Below are 23,438 nucleotides of genomic sequence, written 5' to 3'. Positions count from 1 at the left end.
CCGCCATTTCGGCGGGCTTTTTTATGCGTTGTCTTTCTGTTAGGTTACGGTGTTTTTTTGTAATCGTGCTATGCAGCCACTGCGATTGGGCTTATCGCTGTTGTCACTTCGGTTCTCAAGTGTCGAGCTCCAACCGTAGCTTTTCCCGATGCGCTCAACAATGATCAGTCCCAGACCATGTTCTGTTTTACCTTGCTCAGTCAATCCGCTGCCCGTATCAGTAACAGAAATCTCATTAGACGTTATTTTTACGTGAATCTCTCCCGATGAGGTAAAGCGAATTGCGTTTTCAACATAGTTTTTCAGTACCATTTCGACCAACGTCATGGGCATATTCAACTGAGTGTTTGGGGCGACCTCCAAACTTAGGGTTACACCGTCGGTAACCATCGCTTGGTATTTTTCTAGATCGATGGAAGAGGAAACGATCGGTGTTAATGATTTTTCGGTGGAGGCATTCTCTTGCTTGACGATATTAAGCAGCGCTTCGACGGTATTTCTCATTCCTTTGGTCGAGTTCAAAATGCGCTCACGCTGCTTTGCCTGAAACTCACTATCTTGAGGTTTCATCGCTTGTAACTCTGCGGCACTCAAGATAATGGCGATTGGTGTTTTCAGTTCATGACTGGCGTACTTGGCAAACATCAACTCTTGCTTGGCTAAGCGGTCTTTCATTTTGGAATAGCTATTGAGATGCGCGGTGAGCTGAGTGAGTTCATCGACGGAGTGTGGCGGAATCACAAACTGTTCGGATTGATGATTGCGCAGTTGGCTACTCAATTCTGTAATTGGTGACATGATTTGGTCGACCACGCGTTTGAGGGTGAAGCGTAATACCACGATTAGAAAGATCATCAGTAGCGTGGAGATGAGCATTAACCCATCCCAACTATCGTCCCACAAGTCCATATTAAAAGAACTTATAGTAATGTATGTAGGAATGGTTTCACCTTGATATTCAAAATCAAAATGATAGGCGACAATGCCTGCGTGCAATAATTGATCATCGCTGATTTTGAATTCGTATCGTAGACGATTGACGCTATCGACAGGGATGGGGCTGATTCTCTGTAATTGGTCGGTAAAATCAGCTTCACCGTAGTAGACGGTGACGTGCTCCGACAAAGCCAAACTGGTCTTTGGTGAAAGTTTGTAGAACTCTTCAGCGACGCCCTTAAACGATTTTAAGTGCTCCTCCATTTGTGCTTCTTCTTGCCAAACAAGTCGAATAGAGAAAGCGAAAAAGACGAAAAATGAGGAAACCAATGCGATCAAGGCAAAAGTACGCATCGCACGGATTCTGACATCCTCAATGGAGTTTCCTAGTTTAGAGAAAAGTATCATGATTGTGCTAACTCGTGTCTACGTCGATTGTTGGGTGGGTAACACCAATTGAAAACCATACTTAGGTACCGTTTTTAACATCGAAAATTCAAATGGCTTATCCAGCACATTGCGAAGTAGGTAGATATGGCTGCGTAAAACGTCTTTGTCTGGGATTTCATCACCCCAGAGCAGGTAAATCATACTATCTCGCGAGACGATTTCACCTTGCGCTGTCACGAGCGCTCGGAGAATCTGAAACAGAATCGGAGAAAGGTTGAGCGCGTTTCCATCTCTCGTTGCGGTGTGGGTTTTCTCATCAATGATGATCTGACCATACTGGAGCGTTTTTTTTGCAACTAACCCTTTGTTTCTTTTGATTAAAGCACTCAATCGAGCTTCTAATTCGAGAAATTGAAAAGGTTTGGTCACAAAATCATCGGCGCCAGAATCAAAACTGTTGAGCAAGTCTTGCTGACCGTTCAAAGCGGTTAACATTAGAATAGGGGTAGTAATGCCATTTTGCCGAAGTTTTTCGGCAACTTGCATGCCATCTAACTTGGGAAGCATGACATCCAAGATGATGACATCAAACTCATGTTGGCTCGCGAGATTAAACCCTTGCTCTCCATCGGTAGCAAAGTCGGTGACTGCTTCTTTTATTTCAAGAAAGTCAGCAATGGTGCCTTGCAGTTCAATGTTGTCTTCTACCACTAAAATTCGGCTTTGTTTCAGCATTTTTGGATCCTAATACGCCCATCTCTATTAGCGTTTGTTTGACTCAGCATCGTTGTTACTTTGCGTTGCCTTTTATTCGAAATGACTTTTGATTTGAAATAACTTTTGATTTGAAATAACAACGCTGTCGTTTCGATACCGAGGTATCTAAACAAATTGTAATGATTTTTTGTCGAATTTATGTCGAATGGATCGGCTTAGCTAACTTTGTCATCGGGCTTCGACTTTAATTCGACAAATCGGTCTCCACAATGCCGCCATCTAAATGTGGAGTACAACAATGAATAAGACAATTATCGCGCTCGCTAGCCTGTTAACTGTCACTACAGCTCAAGCAACAGACCTTATCGGACATGTACAGGGATTAAATAGGCACAGTGTCGTCGCCCAAGTCAGTGGCGTTGTAGAAATTGCCAACTTAGAGGTGGGCGATCAGGTACAACAAGATCAAGTTCTTGCCCAGATTAAGTCCAACGACTTTCAGTTTAGTGTTGATAAAGCCAAAGCCAATGTGGCGCTGGCAGAGGCGGATCTGACCTTGCGTAAAGCGACTTATCAGCGTTATCAGGCATTGAGTCAGAAAAATAGTTTATCGGTCGGGGAGCTAGATAGCGCAAGAGCGGCATTTTTAAGTGCCAAAGCATCCGTCGATGTTGCGAAAATTGAATATCAGCAGTGTTTACAAGATTTGGCAGATACCCAAGTGCAAGCAAAACTCTCGGGATACATCACCAATAAACCAACGCAAATTGGTGCTTGGGTCAATGAAGGAGAACTGCTTTACGAAATCACGAATATCGACAAGGTCACCTTATCTTTTATGGCGAGTGAATATGATCTTGATGAATTTTCAGTACAGCAACCGGTGGTTGTGTGGTCGGAAAGTAACCCAAGTCTAAAGATCGAAGCTCAAGTTCAGCGTATTGGTGTTGAAATGCACACCCAATCGCAGACTTATCCAATATTAGTGGAAATTGAAAATCATGGCGCTTTGTTTAAACCGGGGATGTCGGTCTATGTCTCCACCGACACTTCATTGCTGAATTTAGATAAGCTTAAGATGAGTGAGGCGAAATAATGCGTTTTTTAGCTTACTTTGCTAATCGTCAGTTCCTCGCGCGAGTGATCACTGTCATGGTGCTATTTACTGGTGCCATGTCGTTAACACAGCTTAAGTTGCAAGAGTATCCTGAAGTCACGATGGATACTGCCACCATCGAAACTTCATATCCTGGAGCGACCGCGCAAGATATCGAACTGAACATCACTAACCCGTTAGAAAAAGAATTACGTTCAGTTGATGGTATTGCTTATTTTGCTTCGCAATCTTCTGAAGGTCGTTCATTGATTGAAGTGGAATATTTGCCGGGTGAAGACGCAACAGTTGTACTTCGTGATATCCAACAAGCCGTCGACCGTGTAGGGAATTTGCCGAAAGACATTGATGCGCCCCCCGTGGTGACTCAAGAAAAAACCTCGCTGCTTGATGTTTACCGTTTTGGCGTCAGTTTATCAGACAGCAATTTTGATGAGTCTTCATTGCAGAATTATGCTTATCAGTTGGAAAAGAAAATCAATAGCTTGGGTGGCGTAGGAACCATTACTTTAGCTGGTTTTAATGAACGTGAGTTTTGGGTAAAGGTAGATCCGCAAAAAGCACGTCGTTATCAAGTCACGTTTGCCGATGTGAGCAAAGCGATAGAGCAACATAATTTGTCTCAATCGGGCGGTGTTGTAGAGTCTTGGAGCCAAGAGCAAAAAATGGTCACGATGACCAAGGTAGCGTCAAGCGCGGATATTGCCAGTATTGTCATTAAGGCACTTGATTCTGGGCAGGTCATACGTGTTTCTGATGTGGCTGAAGTGGTTGATACGTTCGCTCGCGCGACGGAAATGCCAGTCATGAATGGTAAACCAGCAATTACGTTCTCAATTTCAAGCAGTGCTGATGTCGTAGCGACTATCGCCAATATTCAAGCGTTACTCGACCAAGAAGCGGCACGAGTTGGTGATCAGTTTGTTTTTGCGACTGGGCTCGATCTTGGTCAAGATATGAGTGACAAGTTCTCAATTGTGGCAACAAATGGTGCCATTGGTCTGGTGCTGGTATTGCTAGTATTAAGCTTGATATTGCAACGCAGAGTGGCTTTTTGGGTATCTGTCTCCATTCCGTTTTGCGTGTTCGGTGTAATGATCATTTTGCCCATTTTTGGCTTAAATCTCGACAGCATTACGTTAGCGGCTTTATTGCTGGTCATTGGTATTATTGTTGATGACTCAGTAATCATCGCAGAGAGTATATTTCAAGAGAAAGAAGCTGGAAAAAAAGGCGTTGAAGCTGCAGTTTCAGGGACGCTAAAAGTGATTAAACCGCTGATTGCCAGTTTGGTGACGACAGCACTTGTCTTTATCCCAATGTTATTTATTCCGGGCACGATGGGGAAAGTGGTGGCGGTTATTCCGGTGACGGTCATCGCGGCGCTGCTGTTCTCGTTTATTGAATGTACGCTAACGCTGCCTGCCCACCTCTCTACCGCAAAAGAATTAGAGCAGAAAAAAGAGCAAGAAGATAAGTTTCAATGGTTATCTAAGCGCTATGCATTACTGCTTGAGCGTTGTTTGAGATATAGAAAGACGGTGATTTCTATCGCGATAGCGGTGTGTGTTGTGTCTGGTCTATTTGTCTATCAGTTGAAGTTGGATATTTTTCCAACCGAAGCAGGTAAATACATTGATGTGTATACCGAAGTTAAAGCGGGTACACCACTAAATAAGGTGCGTGAAGCTCACCGTAAGATAGAAGAAGCAATCGCATCATTGCCTGAGTCAGAACTGGTCAGTTATCAGATGGAGTATGGCTCTCCAGTTTCTGGTGGGATTTTGACCTTAACAAATTACGATCAGCGCGAACGTTCTGCGGAGCAAATCATCGCATCACTGAACCAGAACATAGGTGAATGGTCAGAAGATATTTTCATCAAGTTTTCTATTGATGCTGGTGGTCCACCTCCCGGAGAGCCGGTTGAAATTAGAGTGCTCGGTGGTACTGAAGCTGAGCGCGACCACGCGGTTGAATCAGTAATGTCGTGGCTAGATGATTATCCAGGAGTGATTAACGTTAATCACAGTGAATCTCTGAAAGATCCGCAGTTGAATGTTGTTCCGCAATATCATTGGTTAGCAAAATACAATCTTACAGTTGCTGATTTATCCGATGCCTTGCGCACCAGTTTTGATGGTACCAGCGTGACATCAACGTGGTTGGGTGATCAAGAAGTTGATATTCGTGTGGTTTTAGACGAGCAGTATCGTGATATCGATAGACTCAGCAGTACCAAAATATACACAGCTGATGGTCAACAGGTACCATTAAGCCGAGTTGCGACAATCGAACAGATAGAAATTCCACGCTTGATTAAGCACTACAATGGCGAACGAGAGGTGACCGTTTCGGCTTCTCTATCAGATGACAGTATCAGCCCTGTCGCGCTTTCTAATGAGTTGCTTCGCGATTTAGTTGGACACTATTCCTCTTCTGTCACTATTGATGTGGGTGGTGAAGCAGAAAGTACTAATGAGACGATGAGCGGTTTTATGGTGGTGTTTCCAGCCGCGATGATTGCCATCTATTTTGTTTTAGCGGTGATGTTCAACTCGCTAGTGCAGCCGCTACTTGTGATGGTGGTGATTCCGTTTGCTGTTATGGCTTCATTGATGGCTTTAGTGATTCACATGCAGCCTTTGTCTTTATTTGGTTTGATCGGTGTCCTTGGTATGACTGGGGTGGTCGTCAACAATTCGTTAGTATTAATTAATCGAATTAACGAGTTGAGAAGTATGGGCGCGCATATTCATGTTGCGATAACCGAAGCGGCTGTGAGTCGACTCCGTCCAATTGTGATGACATCAATCACCACCGTAGTGGGTTTATTGCCTTTGGCTTATGGTTTAGGAGGAACTGATGTATTTATGGGACCAATGTCATTAACACTTGGTTATGGTTTGCTATTCTCATTGCCTGTTGTGTTACTGGTTATTCCTGCGCTCTATGCCCTGTGTTTTGCTAAAACCAATCTCGATTGATAGTGTTGACCAGCCCGCCATTTCGGCGGGCTTTTTTATGCCATTCATCAATTCTCAATCCTGCAAAGTGATTTCTAGCGGATATAATGAAATTAGTCACATTAATTATAAGGATATTGAGCCATCCTAGAGTGACTAGCCATTAATCTGTGTGAGTGGTGGTGAAATGCATGGAGTGATCCGAAAAATGACATGGCAGACGAGCAGGCGGTAATCCCGCCGATTTAATGCCGTTTGTAACTTTATCGTAGCTGACTTGATGGCGATTGAGCTTGTATCAAGTTTGCTTTGTAATCGACCCGCTTAGCCGCGTGAGTCGTGTTCAACGTGTCATTTGCAAGGAGGCTTTATGCCTATCAATAAGATCCGCAACATCGCCTTTGTTGGTCAAACGGGGACGGGTAAAACGACGTTGATTGAAAAATTGTTGTTTACCTGTGACTCCACGACCCATTTAGGTTGTGTCGAAAAAGGGGACACGGTTACCGATTTTGACGACCAATCGATTCAGTATCAACACAGTATTGAAGCCACCCCTGTCGCGCTGAGTTGGAATCAGCACCGCCTTAATATCATCGATACTCCCGGACAAAACGAATTACTTGGACGCACCCTCAGCGTATTCCCCGCAGTGGAAACCGCCGCACTAATCATCGATCCGCAAGCCCCTATCAACCAAACCTCTGAGCGGATATTTGAGTTTGCTCAAGAGCGACAAATGTGTCGGATGATTATTGTCAACAAGTTGGACAATCATGGTGATCAGCTCGAAGCTCTGATGGAAAGTATTGTTGCGCACTTTGGTGACAACTGCCTGCCAATCAACTTGCCCTCAGCGGATGGTCACTCAGTTGTCGACTGTTTCTTTGAGCCGGAAGTGGCGACAGAGACTTTGATATCAACGGTGGAAGCGGCGCATGAGACGTTAATCGACCAAGTGATTGAGGTGGATGAAGAGTTGATGGAGCTTTATCTAGAACAGGGCTCTGAACTTACGCCTGAACAGCTGCATGATCCATTTGAAGAAGCGCTCAGAACTGGGCATGTCGTGCCAATCTGCTTCGTGTCTGCGCAAACTGGTGCAGGCGTGGATCTTCTACTAAAAACCTTAACTGAAATTATGCCGATGCCAAACGAAGGTAACCCACCTCAGTTGGAGAAAAACGGTAAGATGATTAAGGTTAACTGTGAAACGTTAGAGCATAGCGTGGCGCATGTGTACAAAGTGAGTGTGGATCCTTATATGGGCAAACTGGCTTACTTGCGCGTCTATCAAGGTGAAATCCATGTTGGCAGTCAACTCTATATCGGTGAGAGTAATAAAGCGTTTAAGGTAGGGCATCTGTATCAACTTCAAGGTAAGGTGCGTAGCGAGATCACGAAAGCATTAGCAGGGGATTTCTGTGTGCTGGCTAAAGTGGATGAGTTGCAGTTTGACTCTATCGTGCATGATTCTCATGACGAAGATGGCGTGACGCTGAAGACCTTAAACTTCCCCAATTCAATGTATTCAATCTGTCTTAAACCGGTGAAACGGGGGGATGAGCAAAAACTGGGTGATGTACTGCATAAGATAGTCAGCGAAGATCCATCTCTACGCGTGGAACATCGTGCTCGAACGAATGAAACCATTTTAAGTGGGCAAGGTGAGTTCCACCTTAAAATCGCCTTAGAAAAGATGGCAAGCGTTTATAAGCTTGAAGTCGAAACCAGTGAACCGAGTGTCGAGTACTTTGAAACCGTGACCAAACCTGCTGAAGGGCATTATCGCCATAAGAAACAGAGTGGTGGAGCGGGGCAGTTTGGTGAGGTGCAGCTGCGGGTTCGACCGCTAGAACGCGGCGCTGGCTTCCAATTTGTTAATAAGGTTGTGGGTGGCTCGATTCCAACTTCGCTGATCCCTGCGGTGGAAAAGGGCATTGTCCAAGCGCTTGAAGAGGGCGCGATTTCTGGTAATCCAATCAAAGATATCGAAGTGACTGTCTATGACGGTAAATATCATTCGGTGGACTCGAAAGAGATCGCTTTTGTGATTGCGGGTAAAAAAGCGTTTCTAGATGCGATCAACAATGCCGACCCAATTGTACTGGAGCCGATCGTACAAATGGAGCTGCGCGTGCCGACGGTGAATGTCGGCGATGTTTCTGGGGATCTCTCGGGTAATCGCGGCTTGATTGAAGGTACTGAGCCTATCGATGGTCATTTTACGTTGCTGCGGGCGAAATCGCCGTTAAATGAGGTGCAAGGTTATTCGCAACGTTTACGTTCGATTACGGGTGGGGAAGGCAGTTTTAATATGTCGCTTAGTCACTATGAGCCCGCGCCGCCATTAGTGCAAAAACGGGTGTGTGATAAGGCTGCTCAAACGAATTAATCGGTCGCAGCGTCAGGTAAAGTAAACGCCCTCGTTTTTGATAGAGGGCGTTTTTATAAGCTTCTTTTGTCGACGTTGTCGGTATTAGTCGCGCTTTACACAAGCAAAGAATGCGTTGCCTGACTGACCATTCCAAGGCAGGATTTTTTCGTAATCATGCTCAAAGATATGCACTTCAAAGTACGGTTCAAGTAATGCGCTTAGTTCGTCATAGTTAACCGCAACCATTGGGTGCTCATCATTCCAAAGCTGTTTTTCATCTTCAGAGTGCTTTTCGATACTCAGTGTCAGGAACTGTTGTTCACCCTCACCGCTGTATCGCCAACCTGAGCTAAAAGTAAATTCACTGCCTTCGTGTTGCGCGCTATGGCGAACGAAAGAGCGGTTATCAATTTTGTTGCGGTTGACCGAGTTAAAGCAGAACATACCACCTGGTGCTAGTGCTGCATGGGCAGCGGCGATGCATTTTTTCAGGTTTTCAATCCCATCGCTGTAATGGATTGAGTAAAGAAAACAGGTGATCAGGTCCAATGGTTGCTCAACGGTAAAGTCACACATATTGTTGAGGATGAATTCCGCTTCTGGACAACGCTGCTTAGCAATATCAAGCATCGGTTGGTTTAGGTCCAGACCGCTGCTTTGATAGCCGGCATCAATCAAGTGACGAATATGCGGACCCGTGCCACAAGCTAGATCCAAGTGTCTTTTTCCTTCATTACCAAAAATTTGGTGTAGGCGGCTTACGAAGTGACTTTGCGCTTTGTAATCAATATCGGCACACATTAAATCGTAGTAACCAGAAAGGTCGGTATAGAGGGCGTTTGAAGGAATGATTCCCACAGTTGTTATGCTCGTAAATAATTGGGCTGCGCATCCTATATCAACATTGCTTAATTACGAAGCAAAAAAATAACTATTTGTTGTTGTCAATATAGCCGTACTTAGGCAATCGTTTGACCGTCGTGAAATGAGTTGCTTTTATCGTGAAACGTGACGCTTGACCGTTTTTGGATAGCTGTTTATATTATCGCCGCCCAACGGGCACACCCTAAAATGCACACTCGCTATCCTGCCATCACTGGTGCATTTATATTGGTGTTTGTGAAATTCCATGCAAACGACACTTAGTCCTTTTTCTCGTTTTACTCGTGAATCGGGTGCTTTGATGCATCTGTCGATTCCTATCATTTTGACGCAAATCGCTACGCAAGCGATGGGTTTTGTTGACACCACTATGGCGGGTCAAGTTAGCCCTGCGGATCTTGCTGCGATAGCACTTGGCGGTAGCCTTTGGATCCCTGTTTTGCTATTGCTGCGCGGCGTGATCATGGCGTTAACACCGGTGGTTGCTTACCATCGTGGTGCGCGTGACTTTTCTAGTATCTCAGTTGAGTTTTTCCAGATGGTTTGGCTAGCGCTGTTTTCTAGCGTGTTACTGATTGGTTATTTGGTCAGTGCGAAACCTATTTTGGAATGGATTGGCGTTGCCTCCGAGATCATCCCTATTGCCAGTGACTATGCGTTCGCCTTAGCGTTTGGTGTGCCGGGTATTGCTTTGTTCTATACCTTAAACGGCTTCTGCGAAGGGATGAACAATACCAAAGTGCCAATGGTTATTTCGGTGATTGGTTTGCTACTTAACATCCCAGTTAACTATGTGCTGATCTACGGTAAGCTTGGTTTCCCTGAATTGGGTGCTGTGGGTTGTGGCTGGGCAACCAGTTTGGTCTATTGGGTCATGTCTGGCTTGCTTTACTCGTATATTCGTGGGCACCATCACTACAAAAAAATCATTTCATTTTCTGATGCTAAACCTCGCATCAAAGAGATGTTTAATCTGCTCAAGTTAGGCTTACCGATTGGTATGAATATCGCTGTTTGTGGCAGTATCTTTGCCGTTATCGCACTGCTGATTGGTCGCATTGGCGCCGAGAACGTGGCGGCGGCGCAGATCGCGCTGAACATCTCGAGCTTAACTTACGTGATTCCGATGAGTATCTCGTTTGGTATTACGATCCGCGTGGGACACTCTCTGGGTGAGCGTGATGAGTTAAGCGCAGTAGAGCGCAGTAAAATCGGTATTTTGGTTGCCGCTCTAGTGTCACTGATTTCTGTTGCGGTATTTTTGCTGTTCCCTGAGTGGATTATTCGTCTGTACACTACCGATCCTGCCATCAGTGCGACGGCAGCGACTCTGCTGGTGTTTACTGCGATGTATCAATTCAGTGATGCGTTGCAAACTTCTGCTAATGGCGCGCTACGTGGTTACAAAGACACTAAGATCCCGATGTTTTTGGCGATTGCCTCATACTGGGGCTTGGCACTGCCAATGGGTGTGGTGCTCGGCTTAACAGACTACGTTGTGCCAGCAATGGGCGAGAAGGGCTTTTGGGTCGGCATTCTGACTGGCTTAACGGTTGCCGCAATTCTAATGCTGCTGCGCCTGCGCTTTGTGATTAAGCGCCGCGATACAATGCCGACAGTTGGCGTAGCGGTGAGTTAATCTCAAACCTAATTAATTCTATAGAAGCAAAGCGCGTTACTGCATGTTGGTAACGCGCTTTTTCTTTACAGGGACACACACTTTAATGAAGCTCTTTATTGAAAGGACAGACGCCCTAACGTAACGAAAGTATGGTTTGCTGATACTCATGTTGGATGCTTGCAGAGTTTACGTTGTTCTTGTTTTACGACGCCTTATTCTGGAGTGAGTTAACTCTATCGAGAGGCTCACTATGACAACCGCAAGAAATCAACAGATATCCGTAGATGTAACCCCATATTATCACTGTGTTTCTCGCTGTGTTCGACGCAGTTTCTTATGTGGCGTTGACCCCTTAACAGAGCAAAATTATGAGCATCGACGTGAGTGGATAAAACAAAAGATGTATGCGCTTGCGAAGGTATATTGTATCGATATTTGTGCGTACGCAGTTATGAGTAATCACTACCACCTGGTTGTGCATGTTAATCGAGAGAAAGCGCTGAGTTTATCGAACGATGAGGTCGTAGAGCGTTGGCAGCAAGAACACAAGCTTCCATATTTGGTGGTGCGTTGGCTAGAGAATCAATTAACCAGTGATGCCGAACTTGAAGCGTGTATGACACTTATTGATTCGTGGCGCTCTCGTTTGTGGAGCCTAAGTTGGTTTATGAAAGAGCTTAATTTTGATATTGCTTGTCGGGCGAATCGAGAAGATGAGTGTAAGGGTCATTTTTGGGAGAGTCGGTTTAAAAGCCAAGCTCTGTTGGATGAAAAAGCATTAGCAGCGGCAATGGCTTATGTGGATTTAAATCCCTTGCGGTCGGGCATTGCCGAGACTCCTGAAGCATCTGAGTTTACATCAATTCAAGCTAGGTTTGAGGCACTAGATCACCAACAAGAAACCGCTCCTTGTTTATATCCATTTATCGGTAATCCAACCAATACAATGTTAGACGGCATACCTTTTCGATTAGTTGATTATATTGAACTGGTGGATTGGACAGCACGCCAATATCGAGACGATAAGGCTTCATTAAGTGCGGATACTCCATCAATATTGCAGCGACTTAATATCAACCAAACAACTTGGATCAAGGTTTGTACGAATTTGGAAAGGCAGAGAGCGGCAGTAATTGGGGGTGTACACAATTTAGAGCAAGTAAGAAATGGCTTGAGTAAGAGGCGGATACATTTGTTACGTTTGGATGGATAAGTATTATTCGCTCTCTCTTCACCTCTACATTCAAATAGCTAGCATCGATGGATGCTAGCCAGCTTAGTTCGTTAATTATTCAGTTCTTAAGCCTATTGGCGCCAGCTAAAACACAAAAAAGCACTTTTCCTTCAAATTTCTGACTTCACCAAGTCAATATTGGCTGGAGTTGGATAAATTTCAGCAGAGTTTTTGTAATGTATGTCCTTTTAATAATCTTGTTTCTTAACAGGTGTTTCCTAATAGGGACAGACACTATAAAGTAACTCGATATATGTTTTCTCAATCAGGAATTTTGAGTCATGGATGAAAGAAGTCACTTGTTTCTAAAACAATACCTTGGTCTGTTACCGGAAGAGGTTGCCGCTAAGTATATTTCATTTAGCTCAGACTACTTTTGCGCAGATGAATATAATGCCAACATTTGTGCGGATCTTATCTTGCGAGGGGAGAAGCGAGCATCTTGCAGTTTAGAGTACTGGTATAGTGAAAAAGGCGAGTCAATGCCTGAAGTCGGTCATCTCCAAGTGGTGACTAACTGGAACGGTGAACCTGTTTGTATCATTGAGGTTACCTCAGTAACGACGTGCCAGTTCGACAAAGTTACCGATGAATTTGCTGCCGCAGAAGGTGAGGGTGATAAAAGCTTAACTTGGTGGCGAAAAGCACATTGGAACTTCTTCTCAAAAGAGTGTGAGGAGCTCAACATAGAGCCATCAGATAACATGCTTTTGGTATTGGAAAGATTCAAAACAGTCTATCCAGAAAGTTAATAGCAGCAAGGGTTGTCAGCTCGATTAATGATAAAGGGACAGACACTATAGAAGGTGGCATCAAAAGTTCAGTGGTGCTTTTAGAGTGTCTGTCCCTTCAAAAATTGCTTTCCAAAATCGTCCTAAATAGATTTGTACCCGCTTAAATGCGCTAGTAACTAACCCACTTTGAGTGGGTTTTTCTTTGGTTGGAAATTATAAGGACAGTCGTATTAAAAGTTGAAGGGACAGACACTTCAAAAAGTTTTATAGGGACAGACACCATAAAATGAATTTAGTCCGAAGTCTTAATCACCGATATTAATACTCATACGTGAACGCGGCTCTTCAACCTTCCAGCAAGGTTTTTCCTATCAAATCAATAATCTTCAAAATCTGAATCTGTGATTCGCGGCTGTATGGCGAGATACCGTCGACTTGCTCTTCCAAATCGAGGTTAGTGTTGGCGATAGAAGCTAGCGTAGAGCCGAGATGGCTGATGGCAAATACCTTCAACCCTTTACGTTTGGCGTTGTGTGCCATATCCACCACGGCTTGCGTTTCGCCGGATTTACTCACCACCACTAAAGTACCTTTTTCTGCGCGTGCGAGTTGGTGGATGTCGGTGATCACTAAGTGTGGAATATTGGCGAGCGATAGAAAACGCGAAAGATAAGTAACACTGACAATCGATGCGCCACGCGAATAAAGATAAACCACTGGCGAGCTATTTAGCGCTTGAGCAACCAGCGTAATACGCTGTGATTGTGACTCTTCTTCCTCACCTACCACCGTCTGCTTACGCAGATCTTGTACCAGTTTATAGCGCAGTTCTGTGTAACTGGCATAGCCCATTTTCTTACACACACGATTAACCGACGTCGTCGTCGTCAACGCTTTATTGGCGATGGTTTTGGCTGAAATTTCATGCAGCTCGTTGGCATGGGTAATGAGGTATTCGTAGATAGCTCGCTCAATGCCCTTAAAGGTGTTCATCACTTACACTTAATTAGGAACGAATTGGCTGCTATTAGGCGCGAAATCGGCATATTTTTCCTTGATGCGCTTCACAAAAGTATCGTCATACATGGCTTGTACCATGAAACAGTATCTTGATACATCACTGGAAAATATACTGCCAGCAGTCAAATAAATATAACGGTGAAAAACCATGGCGAAGAAAAAAATTGTTGCAGTGACCGCTTGCCCTACCGGCATTGCACACACTTTTATGGCGGCGAAGAAAATTCAAAGCTGGGCAGAGCAGCAAGGTTACGAAGTGAAAGTCGAAACCCAAGGCAGCGACGGGGTGAAAAACAAGTTAACTGCACACGATATCGCGACAGCGGACGGTGTGGTTTTAGCTATCGACGTGCCAATTATGGAAATGGAGCGTTTTGATAACGCCAATCCACTGAAAGTGCGCACTCAAGAGCTGATCAAACGTGTCGATGAGCTACTGCCGACCGTATTTAACCTTGGTAAAGAGAAGAGCGAAGGCGGCGCGCAAGTCGTTGAAGAGAAACGTTCAGCTTACCAAGTGGCGATTGGTCACATCATGACGGGTATCAGCTACATGCTACCTGTGGTGGTATTGGGTGGTTTGTTGATGGCAGTGGCAAAGATCACTGGTGAGTTCATCGATATCTCCGGTACGCCAATCCAAACACTAGATAAGCTTGGTTTTATGACCATCAAGTTTATGTACCCAATTTTCGCGGCGTACCTAGCTTATTCTATTGCCGGTAAACCTGCGCTTATCCCTGCCTTTATTGGCGGCATCATGAGTGATGAAGTGTACAAACGCTTCTTTGACCTAGAAGGCTGGGCGCCATCGGGCTTCTTTGGTGCGATTGCGATTGGTTTCCTAGTGGGTTACCTCGTTCGTTACCTTAACGACACCATCAAGGTTAAGACTGAACTGACGACGCTAAAAACCATGCTACTCGTGCCAGCAATTACTGGTGTGGTGATGGTGCTGACCATGGAATACGCGATCAACCCATTCTTTGGCGCGTTAAACATGGCGATGATCGAACTGTTCACTCAAGCAGGTGATGCCGGTCGTGGTATCTACTCAATGGTTATCGCAGCGGGTACCGCATTTGACTTGGGCGGCCCTATCAACAAAGCAGCAGGTTCGGTAGCACTAGGCTTAAATGGCATGGGCGAAGGTTTTGACCTACTGGCGCGTGAGTTGGGTATTGTTATTCCACCAATCGGCGTTGGTATTGCTGCTCTACTAGATGGCAAATTCCGTAAGCCAGTGTTCTCAAGTGAAGAGCAAACTGTTGGTAAAACATCGCTAATGCTGGGTCTAATTGGTATTTCAGAAGGCGCGATCCCATTCATTCTTAAGAACCCAAAAATGATTCCAATCATGATCTTAGGTTCAATCATCGGTACGCAAGTGGGTGTACTACTGAACGTATGGCAAAGCCTGCCACTACCAGCAGTTTGGGGTTGGTTCCTATCTTCAGACCCAATCAGCTACACCATTTCAGTACTCATCGGTTCAAGCTTTATCGCTGTAGCATTGCTGCTATGCACTAAGCCGGACAACGCAAACGCATAACACGTCACTGGGGCGATGCACTCGCCCCTCTTTTGAATAACTCACACATAAGCTTTTGCGACTCGCAATAAGCACTAAGAAAAACAAACCCACATGCTTGATGTTTTGTCAGTCAACACTGCAGCAACATCAAGGGGCTCAAGTTAAGTAGAAGAGATTTTCCCTATGGCTAAAGTACATGTCATCCCACACACTCACTGGGACCGTGAGTGGTATTTTACTCAGCAAGACAGTGACGTGCTTGCCACCTATAACTTCACTAAAGTTATTGAGACGCTAGAAAACCAACCGAGTTACAGCTGTTACCACTTAGATGGTCAATCTTCGATTGTTGAAGATTACTTGAAAGTGCTGCCACACATGCGTGAGCGCATGAGCAAGCTGATCAGCGAGAGGAAGCTCTTTGTCGGTCCTTGGTACACTCAAACCGATACCTATAACGTTGGTGCTGAGTCGATCATTCGTAACCTAAAGTACGGCATGCATATTGCCGAGGAAATGGGACACAGCATGACGGTAGGTTACCTGCCGGATACCTTTGGTCATAACGCGCAAATGCCAACGCTGTTTAAAGGCATGGGCATTGACAATATCGTTTTCTGGCGCGGGATTGATTACGACCAACAAGTTGAAAAATCGCATTTCCATTGGCATTCCGCTGGTGGCGATACTATCTACGCTTACAACCTAGTGCATGGCTATGGTGCGGCGAAAAACATTGTGCCAGATGCGGATCATCTGGATAAAAAAATCTTCCCAATGGTAGAGAAAATCAAAGCGCAATCTGGTTTGGATGAAGTACTGATCCCATCCGGTGGTGACCAAGTTAATATTGATCCAAATTTGCCAGCGACACTGGCAGCGGCGACTGAACGCTCACCAGCAGGCGATATCTATACGATTTCGTCAATGGAGAACTTTGTTGAGTACTTGCGCCACAACAGTGAAGAATTCGAAACCTACCACGGGGAGTTTAAAGCGCCACGTTACACCCGTATCCACAAAACCATCGGTTCGGTTCGTTATGACATCAAAAAGCTCAACTTTGAAATCGAGCAGTTCTTAGTTAAGAAGCTAGAAGTGGTGATTGCGATTGCTAAAGCGCAAGGCATTACCGTGCACACAGAGCTAGTCGATGTGGCTTGGAAGAAGATCCTAGAGTGCCATGCGCATGACAGTATGGGTGGTTGCAACAGCGATGCGACCAACGCTGACATTATGCATCGCCTAAAGCAAGCACAAGAAATCTGCCACGGCTTATACAACTTGGTGGTCAAAGAGATTGCTAGCAACGCTTGCCAAGACAGCGAAGTGATGGTCTTCAACTCGCGTCCAACGACATATTCAGGCGTAGCTAAAGTGGTTGCCTTCTCTAAAGCTGAACATATTGCATTGAGTGATGGGACCAAGCGTCTTGAAAGTGAAATTATCCGCCGTGAAACACTTGATGGCGGTAAAGTGATTGAAGTGACGAAAGATGGTGAGCGTGAAGTTGACGTACCACCGTACTACCGCTTTGAGCTTAATGTCGCAGTGCAAGATCTGCCTGCATTAGGTTACCAAGTCTTCCAAGTCGTTGCGACTGAGCCTGCGACGATAGCACAAGCACAAGCACAAGCAGCAGAGCAGTGTGTAAGCATTGAAAACCAAGCGCTAAAAGTGAGCTTTGTTGATGGTCAGCTAAGTCTAGAAGATAAGCTGTCAGGACGAGTTATCAAACAGCTTTTAAGCTTTGAAGAGCAAGCCGATGATGGCGACTCTTATGACTTCTCACCACTTGAAGGTGATACACCGTTAACTTGTGCTGAGATGACTTGCCTGAGCGTGACGCAAGGTGAGATGACACAAAGCATGTCACTGCGTACAGAGCTTGCATTACCACAAGACTTAGCTGCGCGAGTGGCAGGTGATAAAACCGCATTGGCAAGTTTTGATATTACCTTGAACCTTGTCCAAGGTGAGCAGCAGCTGCGTGTAGATATCGACACCATTAACCAAGTGTGTGATCACCGCGTACGTGTGGTGATTAATTCGGATGTTAACACCACTGAATCGATCAGCACTCAACCGTTCGCTTTGATGACGCGCCCCGTTGCTCCTTCCGTTGAGGGCTGGCGAGAGCGTTTTCGTGAATGTCCAATTGATATCGAGACGACTGATGGAGCCGTCGCGATTGCCGAAACGGGTAAAGCGATGATCGTCAATGGTCGTGGTATTAAAGAGTTCCAGATCCTGACCGCGGACAACTCACATGTGAACCGCAAATCTAATGCGATTGCATTAACGCTATTCAAATCGACAGGTCGACTTGGTAAAGATGACTTGCTATGGCGTCCGGGACGCGCTTCAGGCATCAATAATACGGTGGTTTATACACCGGATGCCCAGCTACAAAAAGCGATGACGTTCAACTTTTCAATTGCGTTGAGCGAAGAAGCCAGCCACCACACGGTTCGCCGTTTAGAGCAAGAGTTTTTGGATACGCCATTTAGTTATCAAAAGCAGACGCTGAACAGTTTTGAAAACCGTTTAGAGCGTTTCCAAGTTCGTTTTGATACGCGAGAAGTGAGCCAACGCTTTAGCCTATTTGAACTAGAACAAGCGCTGCAACTGTCGAGTGTGGGTCACTCGTTCTATCAGGATAACGCTGTGATAGTGCGTCTATACAACCCAACAGAGCAGGCAATTTCCATAGATAGCACAGCATTTGCCCACTTTGCCCAAGTGGAGCGAGTGAACCATCGTGAACAGCTTGTTGAGCAAAGTGCAGAGCAAGCGTGGCAAGTGAAACCAAATAACACCATCGACTTGCGTGTCAGTTTTAAAATTTAAGTCTCGGGTTAGGAATAATAAAATGATCAAACAACAAATCTATACCAAAGTGGCGCAACTGTACGGCGAGGCGCAAGCTGAGTCGATTACTGCTGATATTCTAGTGCTGGTTGAAAAATGGCGCGGTAAAGCGCCGCAATATCCTAACTGGGTAGACCAAACTAGCTCATACCTAATCACATATGGCGATAGCTTCCGCAGTGGCAATGAGCCAACGCTACAAACGATGAAGCGTTTTTCTGATAAGTATCTAAAAGACGCCATCAGCAACATTCATATTCTGCCGATGTTCCCGTATACGTCAGACGATGGTTTTAGCGTTGTCGATTACCGCAAAGTGGATGAAAACCTAGGTGATTGGGCGGAGTTAAATGTGTTAGCTGAAAACTTTGATTTGATGTACGACTGCGTGATCAACCACATCTCGCAAAGCAGTGATTGGTTCCAACGCTTCCTCGCGGGTGATGAAGCTTACCAAGACTACTTTGTTGTCTCAGACCCTAGTTTGGATTACTCAAGCGTTACTCGTCCTCGTGCGCTGCCGTTGCTGACCCCATTTACCAAAGCCAATGGCGAAACCGCTCACGTCTGGACGACGTTCTCAGATGACCAAATTGATATTAACTTCCACTCGCCAAAAGTGTTGTTAGAGAGTATCGATATCTTGTTGATGTATGCGGCTAACGGTGGTCGTTCAATTCGTCTTGATGCGATCGGTTTTATTTGGAAAGTGCTGAATACCAGCTGTATTCACTTGCCGGAGGCGCATGAGATCATCAAGTTATGGCGTATTGTGTTAGACGAAGTGATGCCAGGTAGCTTGCTTATTACGGAAACTAACGTACCGCACAAAGAGAACATCTCTTACTTTGGCAACGGCAATGAAGCGCACATGGTGTATCAGTTCCCACTGCCGCCACTGACGTTACATGCGTTCCTATGCCAAGACAGCCAAGTATTAACGCAATGGGCAAAAGGTTTAACGGCAGAAGCGATGGCATCGCTTGAAGAAGGGCGTAAGACGACCTACTTCAACTTCCTAGCGAGCCATGATGGTATTGGTGTCCGCCCAACGGAAGGCATTTTAACCAACCAAGATCGTCAAATGATGTGCGAGCAAGTCGAGCGTAAAGGCGGTCGCGTTAACTACAAGCACAATGGTGATGGGACACAATCGCCATACGAGTTAAATATTAACTACCTAAGTGCAATCACTGAGCCTGAAGATGATGTTGCAACCAAGGCAAACAAATTCCTGGCTGCGCAAGCGATCTTACTTTCATTTGTCGGTGTACCTGCGGTTTACTACCACAGCCTATTGGGTAGTGAGAACGACGTGCAAGGTATGGTGGAGTCTGGAATTAACCGTCGTATCAACCGTGAGAAGTTTGAGCTTGAACAACTAGAAGCGGAACTGACAGAAGAGGGCTCATTGCGTCATCGAATTTATAACGAGATGATTCGCCTATTGTCACTGCGTAAACAGCAACATGCGTTTGCTCCAACCTCGCAGCAACAAGTGCTGGAGCTATCGCCGCAGCTATTTGGCTTGCAGCGTGGTGAAGGTGACGAGGCGATTCGCTTTGTGGTTAACCTCTCTGAGGCAGCGCAAGACGTGACTTTAGCAGCTGGTGGGCGCGACCTAGTTTCAGGTGACACGTTCGATGCACAATTTACTCTAAACCCATATCAATTTGTTTGGCTAGCAAACTAATAGGAGCCGCAGATGAAATTAGCACAACTTACTTCTGAAAACTTGATCATGCTTGATGCGGTGTTTACTGACCGTTTCGAGGCGATTAATGCGCTAACCGACCGAATTGATCAAGCCGGTAAACTGACTAATCGCCAACAGTTTTTAGATGCCGTTCTACTGCGTGAAGAAGAAGGTCCAACCGCATTAGGTGAGTACCTAGCGGTGCCGCACGGTAAGTCTATCGCCGTTACTGAGCCGGTGTTTGCCTGCGCGTTTGTTAAAGATGAACTGCAATGGCAAGGTCTAGATGGTGATGAGCCAGTCAATATGATCTTCCTACTGGCTATTCCGCCAGCCGAAGCTGGTTCAACTCACATGCAAGTGCTGACCACGCTAACTTCTTCATTGGTAGAAGATGAGTTCCGTGAAGCCTTGCTACAAGCCAAAACGACCGAGGAAGTGATGGCGCTGTTTGGTGCCGGCGAAGAAGAGCTTCAGCCAACAGAAGCAGAGCAACCAAGTGAGCAACAAGAGTTTACTCAGCCAGAAATGGCGCGTGATATTAGTGCTAAAGCGTATCCATTAGTGTTGGGTGTGGGTTTAGCGGTGTCGGTCCTACTATTCCTGATGCTCTAAATACTCGTCCTATTTGCCTCTGTAGCGTTGTTGACTGGCACTCGAAAACCTCATCACATAGTAGATCTATGCTCAGAGGCTTTTCTCACTGGTCGCCTAGCTACAGAGGCAACTAGTTAGAGTATTACCCGTGTACGCGCGGATTGCGCGCACTAGCACATTTCTGATTTATCTCTGTAGCGTCGTTGACTGGCACTCGAAAACCTCATCACATAGTAGAACTATGCTCAGAGGCTTTTCTCACTGGTCGCCTAGCTACAGCGGCAACTAGTTAGAGTATTACCCGTGTACGTACGGATTGCGCACTAGAACATTGCTGATTTGCTTCTGTAGCGTTGTTGACTGGCACTCGAAAACCTCATCACATAGTGAACCTGTGCTCAGAGGCTTTTCTCACTGGTCGCCTAGCTACAGCGGCAATTAGTTAGAATATTCCACGATTGATTTCGGGAATTTTCGATATTAAGAATTAGTCATGTGATTTGTATTCAAAAACAAGCTCAATAATTAATGAAAGCGATTCAGGATATTATCGCGCAAAGCGATTTGTTATTAATGACCACCAAATTTGAAGCCGGCTTTAATGGTGAGTATCATAGTGTCAGATGAAAATCCTGAATCACTATATTCTTGTTTGGTAATTTCAATGCCAGAATAGGCACCATTGGAAGACTGGTAAGTCGCACCTATACCAAATACGATATCTTCCCCATCCAAACTAGCGGAATATGGTATTTCGTCCAGTAGCAAACTAGCATCCCAGAAAGCCATGCCAATTTTTGTGTATACATCGATGTTGTTGTCAATCGAATACGCAAAGATAGGTGCGATAGTGAAGACATCAAAATCAGAACCTAAATTGTTAGAGCCACCAAATATATTGTGTTTGAGTTCGAAGGCGTCGAAGCTTAAGTTTAGCCCCACTTTGGCTTTATTGTCAGGAGAGGTAGAAAAGGGTAATAGAGCAGTATACTCAACACCATAGCCAAAAGTACTGTCGCTCGATTTACCCGTGAGAAGATCATTAGACGCGTCTTGGTTGATATAGTTGCCTTTTAAGCCTAGTTTATGTTCGGCTTCTGCACAGATGGAAAATGAGACTAAACTCGTTAATAGGGTAGCTGTAATCGCTTTATAATTCATACTCAGTCCTTTTTAACTATAATGCCGCTTGGGTATTCAAGATTTTCCTGTACTCTATCATTCAGACTGATACTTTTTTATTATGTTTAACCTCTGTTTAAATAATAAGAATGTTTTACTTGATGTTTATTTTTAAATGGTTTTGCTTCCAAAAAATAATGTCAACAAATCGATTCTTTGATAATTGTATTTTTAATTTAAGCTCGGTTTTGATGTTTTATTGCTTTTTGGGAAATAATAATATAGTGATGTTTTGCTAAATCTTATGTCGATATTTGAACAAAGTTGAGCAGAAAAAAGCCCCGCTAAGCGGGGCAAACATCACTACCTAGGTAGTAAGTAAGGGAAGTTTGGTAATAAATGGAGTGTCTGAGAAACTACTCGCCAAAGTAAGCGCGGCGGTAAATTTCTTTAACATCCTCAGGGCTTGGCGTGCCCGGGTTAGTGAGTGTGCAAGGGTCGTCGAACGCATTTTGGCTCATGCGATCCAGCACAGCTAGAAATGCTTCTTCTGTGATTTCAACTTCGGTTACCTCTTTGAACGTTAGTGGGATATCCAATTTAGTGTTCAGTGAACGTAGCTCATTTTCAATTGCATCAATGCCAAGGTAGCGCTCAATCTCAGCGTATTTGTCAGTTGACTGTTTGTTATATTCAATGATGTAAGGCATCAAGATTGCGTTGGCTAAACCATGAGTAACACCAAATTCGCCACCGATTTTGTGTGCGAGTGAGTGAACCAAACCAAGCGAGACATTTGAGAATGCCATTCCCGCAAGAGTTGAAGCGTTGTGCATATTGTCTCGTGCGGTCATATCGTCGCCTTGCTGGTAGGCAGTCTCTATGTTTTCAAATACTAGCTTCACCGCGCGCATCGCCAGTGGGTCTGAATAATCATTTGCAACGGTTGAAGCAAATGCTTCTAATGCGTGCGCCATAACGTCCATACCCGTGTTTGCGGTAATATGTGGTGGCATTTTAGCGGGCAGTGCAGGGTCGATAATTGCTACGTCAGGCACAATATGTGATGAGACGATCGGGTACTTAATATGGTTTTCTAAGTCAGTGATTACTGAAAATGCAGTGATTTCCGATGCGGTACCACTGGTTGAAGGGATAGCAACGAATTTGGCTTTGTTACGCAACGCTGGCATTGAACCAACCGGAATAATGTCTTCAAATCCCAATTGTGGGTGCTCATAGAAACACCACATAATTTTCGCCGCGTCTAAAGCCGAGCCGCCGCCAATTGCGATGATCCAATCAGGCTCAAAATCTCGCATTGCTTGTGCGCCTTTTACTACGGTTTGCACCGATGGATTGGGCTCGACACCGTCAAATACTAGAGAGTCGATGCCCGCTTCACCAAGTAGTGCTTGAGTTTGTGCGATAAAGCCAAACTTTTTCATCGAGCTACCGCCCGTTACGATAACGGCTTTGCGTCCTTGTAGGGTTTTGAGAGCGTTCATGGCATCCTCGCCAAAGTAGATGCTCTCTGGGATTTTAAACATCTTCATGTTTTTTCCTTCAGTATGATTTTAAAACAAACTGAGGAAATATTAACCGCGTCTGCACAAGCAAAATTGAT

Annotated in this window: 16 protein-coding genes; 10 read left to right on the top strand and 6 right to left on the bottom strand. The window is 45.1% G+C overall.

Annotated features, from left to right (window positions below; genetic code table 11):
* Positions 1–39: 39 nt before the first annotated feature.
* Both GZN30_RS20605 and GZN30_RS20600 read right to left on the bottom strand, forming a co-directional pair.
* Positions 40–1,290, bottom strand: a complete 1,251-nt coding sequence (locus GZN30_RS20605) for a sensor histidine kinase (RefSeq protein ID WP_083627157.1) — start codon at positions 1,288–1,290, stop codon at positions 40–42.
* Positions 1,291–1,362: 72 nt separating this feature from the next.
* Positions 1,363–2,061: a response regulator transcription factor gene (locus GZN30_RS20600; RefSeq protein ID WP_075649135.1), complete on the bottom strand. Its 699-nt coding sequence runs from the start codon at positions 2,059–2,061 to the stop codon at positions 1,363–1,365.
* Positions 2,062–2,341: 280 nt separating this feature from the next.
* Between GZN30_RS20600 and GZN30_RS20595 the strand changes: the two genes are divergently transcribed.
* From GZN30_RS20595 to fusA, 3 genes are all read left to right on the top strand, one after another.
* Positions 2,342–3,139 carry an efflux RND transporter periplasmic adaptor subunit gene (locus tag GZN30_RS20595; protein ID WP_075649134.1) on the top strand — a complete coding sequence of 266 codons (798 nt, stop codon included), beginning with the start codon at positions 2,342–2,344 and terminating at the stop codon, positions 3,137–3,139.
* Complete coding sequence (locus tag GZN30_RS20590; RefSeq protein ID WP_075649133.1) at positions 3,139–6,144, top strand: efflux RND transporter permease subunit; 3,006 nt, start codon at positions 3,139–3,141, stop codon at positions 6,142–6,144. Before GZN30_RS20595 ends, GZN30_RS20590 begins: the two co-directional genes overlap by 1 nt.
* Before the next feature lie 349 nt (positions 6,145–6,493).
* Positions 6,494–8,518, top strand: coding sequence for an elongation factor G (gene fusA / locus GZN30_RS20585; RefSeq protein WP_075649132.1), 2,025 nt, complete (start codon positions 6,494–6,496; stop codon positions 8,516–8,518).
* Positions 8,519–8,602: 84 nt separating this feature from the next.
* Here the strand turns inward: fusA and GZN30_RS20580 are convergent, their stop codons facing one another.
* On the bottom strand, positions 8,603–9,349 hold the full coding sequence (locus tag GZN30_RS20580; protein ID WP_167521325.1) for a class I SAM-dependent DNA methyltransferase: 747 nt from the start codon (positions 9,347–9,349) through the stop codon (positions 8,603–8,605).
* 280 nt (positions 9,350–9,629) lie between these two features.
* Between GZN30_RS20580 and GZN30_RS20575 the strand changes: the two genes are divergently transcribed.
* From GZN30_RS20575 to GZN30_RS20565, 3 genes are all read left to right on the top strand, one after another.
* On the top strand, positions 9,630–11,021 hold the full coding sequence (locus GZN30_RS20575) for an MATE family efflux transporter (protein WP_075649131.1): 1,392 nt from the start codon (positions 9,630–9,632) through the stop codon (positions 11,019–11,021).
* Between the two features lie 232 nt (positions 11,022–11,253).
* A complete protein-coding gene (locus GZN30_RS20570; protein WP_171972060.1) occupies positions 11,254–12,216 on the top strand; it encodes a transposase in 963 nt (320 codons plus the stop codon).
* A gap of 302 nt (positions 12,217–12,518) precedes the next feature.
* Positions 12,519–12,989, top strand: a complete 471-nt coding sequence (locus GZN30_RS20565) for an ASCH domain-containing protein (protein ID WP_075649130.1) — start codon at positions 12,519–12,521, stop codon at positions 12,987–12,989.
* Positions 12,990–13,316: 327 nt separating this feature from the next.
* Here the strand turns inward: GZN30_RS20565 and GZN30_RS20560 are convergent, their stop codons facing one another.
* Positions 13,317–13,964 (bottom strand): MurR/RpiR family transcriptional regulator, encoded by a 648-nt coding sequence (locus tag GZN30_RS20560; protein ID WP_075649129.1) that lies wholly within the window; start codon positions 13,962–13,964, stop codon positions 13,317–13,319.
* A 175-nt stretch (positions 13,965–14,139) separates the two neighbouring features.
* Between GZN30_RS20560 and GZN30_RS20555 the strand changes: the two genes are divergently transcribed.
* The 4 genes from GZN30_RS20555 (at position 14,140) to GZN30_RS20540 (ending at position 20,707) form a co-directional block, all read left to right on the top strand.
* On the top strand, positions 14,140–15,543 hold the full coding sequence (locus GZN30_RS20555) for a PTS fructose transporter subunit IIC (RefSeq protein WP_075649128.1): 1,404 nt from the start codon (positions 14,140–14,142) through the stop codon (positions 15,541–15,543).
* Positions 15,544–15,708: 165 nt separating this feature from the next.
* Positions 15,709–18,375, top strand: a complete 2,667-nt coding sequence (locus tag GZN30_RS20550; RefSeq protein ID WP_075649127.1) for a glycoside hydrolase family 38 N-terminal domain-containing protein — start codon at positions 15,709–15,711, stop codon at positions 18,373–18,375.
* 22 nt (positions 18,376–18,397) lie between these two features.
* Positions 18,398–20,089, top strand: coding sequence for an alpha-amylase family glycosyl hydrolase (locus GZN30_RS20545; RefSeq protein ID WP_075649126.1), 1,692 nt, complete (start codon positions 18,398–18,400; stop codon positions 20,087–20,089).
* A gap of 12 nt (positions 20,090–20,101) precedes the next feature.
* Positions 20,102–20,707 (top strand): fructose PTS transporter subunit IIA, encoded by a 606-nt coding sequence (locus GZN30_RS20540; protein WP_075649125.1) that lies wholly within the window; start codon positions 20,102–20,104, stop codon positions 20,705–20,707.
* 552 nt (positions 20,708–21,259) lie between these two features.
* On the opposite strand, the gene GZN30_RS20535 is transcribed toward GZN30_RS20540, so the two are convergent.
* Both GZN30_RS20535 and GZN30_RS20530 read right to left on the bottom strand, forming a co-directional pair.
* The gene (locus GZN30_RS20535; RefSeq protein WP_075649124.1) at positions 21,260–21,850 is read right to left on the bottom strand and encodes an outer membrane beta-barrel protein; all 591 of its coding nucleotides are present in this window, start codon (positions 21,848–21,850) and stop codon (positions 21,260–21,262) included.
* 377 nt (positions 21,851–22,227) lie between these two features.
* Entirely contained in the window at positions 22,228–23,367 is a 1,140-nt protein-coding gene (locus GZN30_RS20530) for an iron-containing alcohol dehydrogenase (RefSeq protein WP_075647880.1), read from the bottom strand.
* Positions 23,368–23,438: the final 71 nt, after the last annotated feature.

Source organism: Vibrio ponticus (assembly GCF_009938225.1).
GTDB lineage: Bacteria > Pseudomonadota > Gammaproteobacteria > Enterobacterales > Vibrionaceae > Vibrio > Vibrio ponticus.
This window is presented reverse-complemented; position numbering and strand designations above follow the sequence as displayed.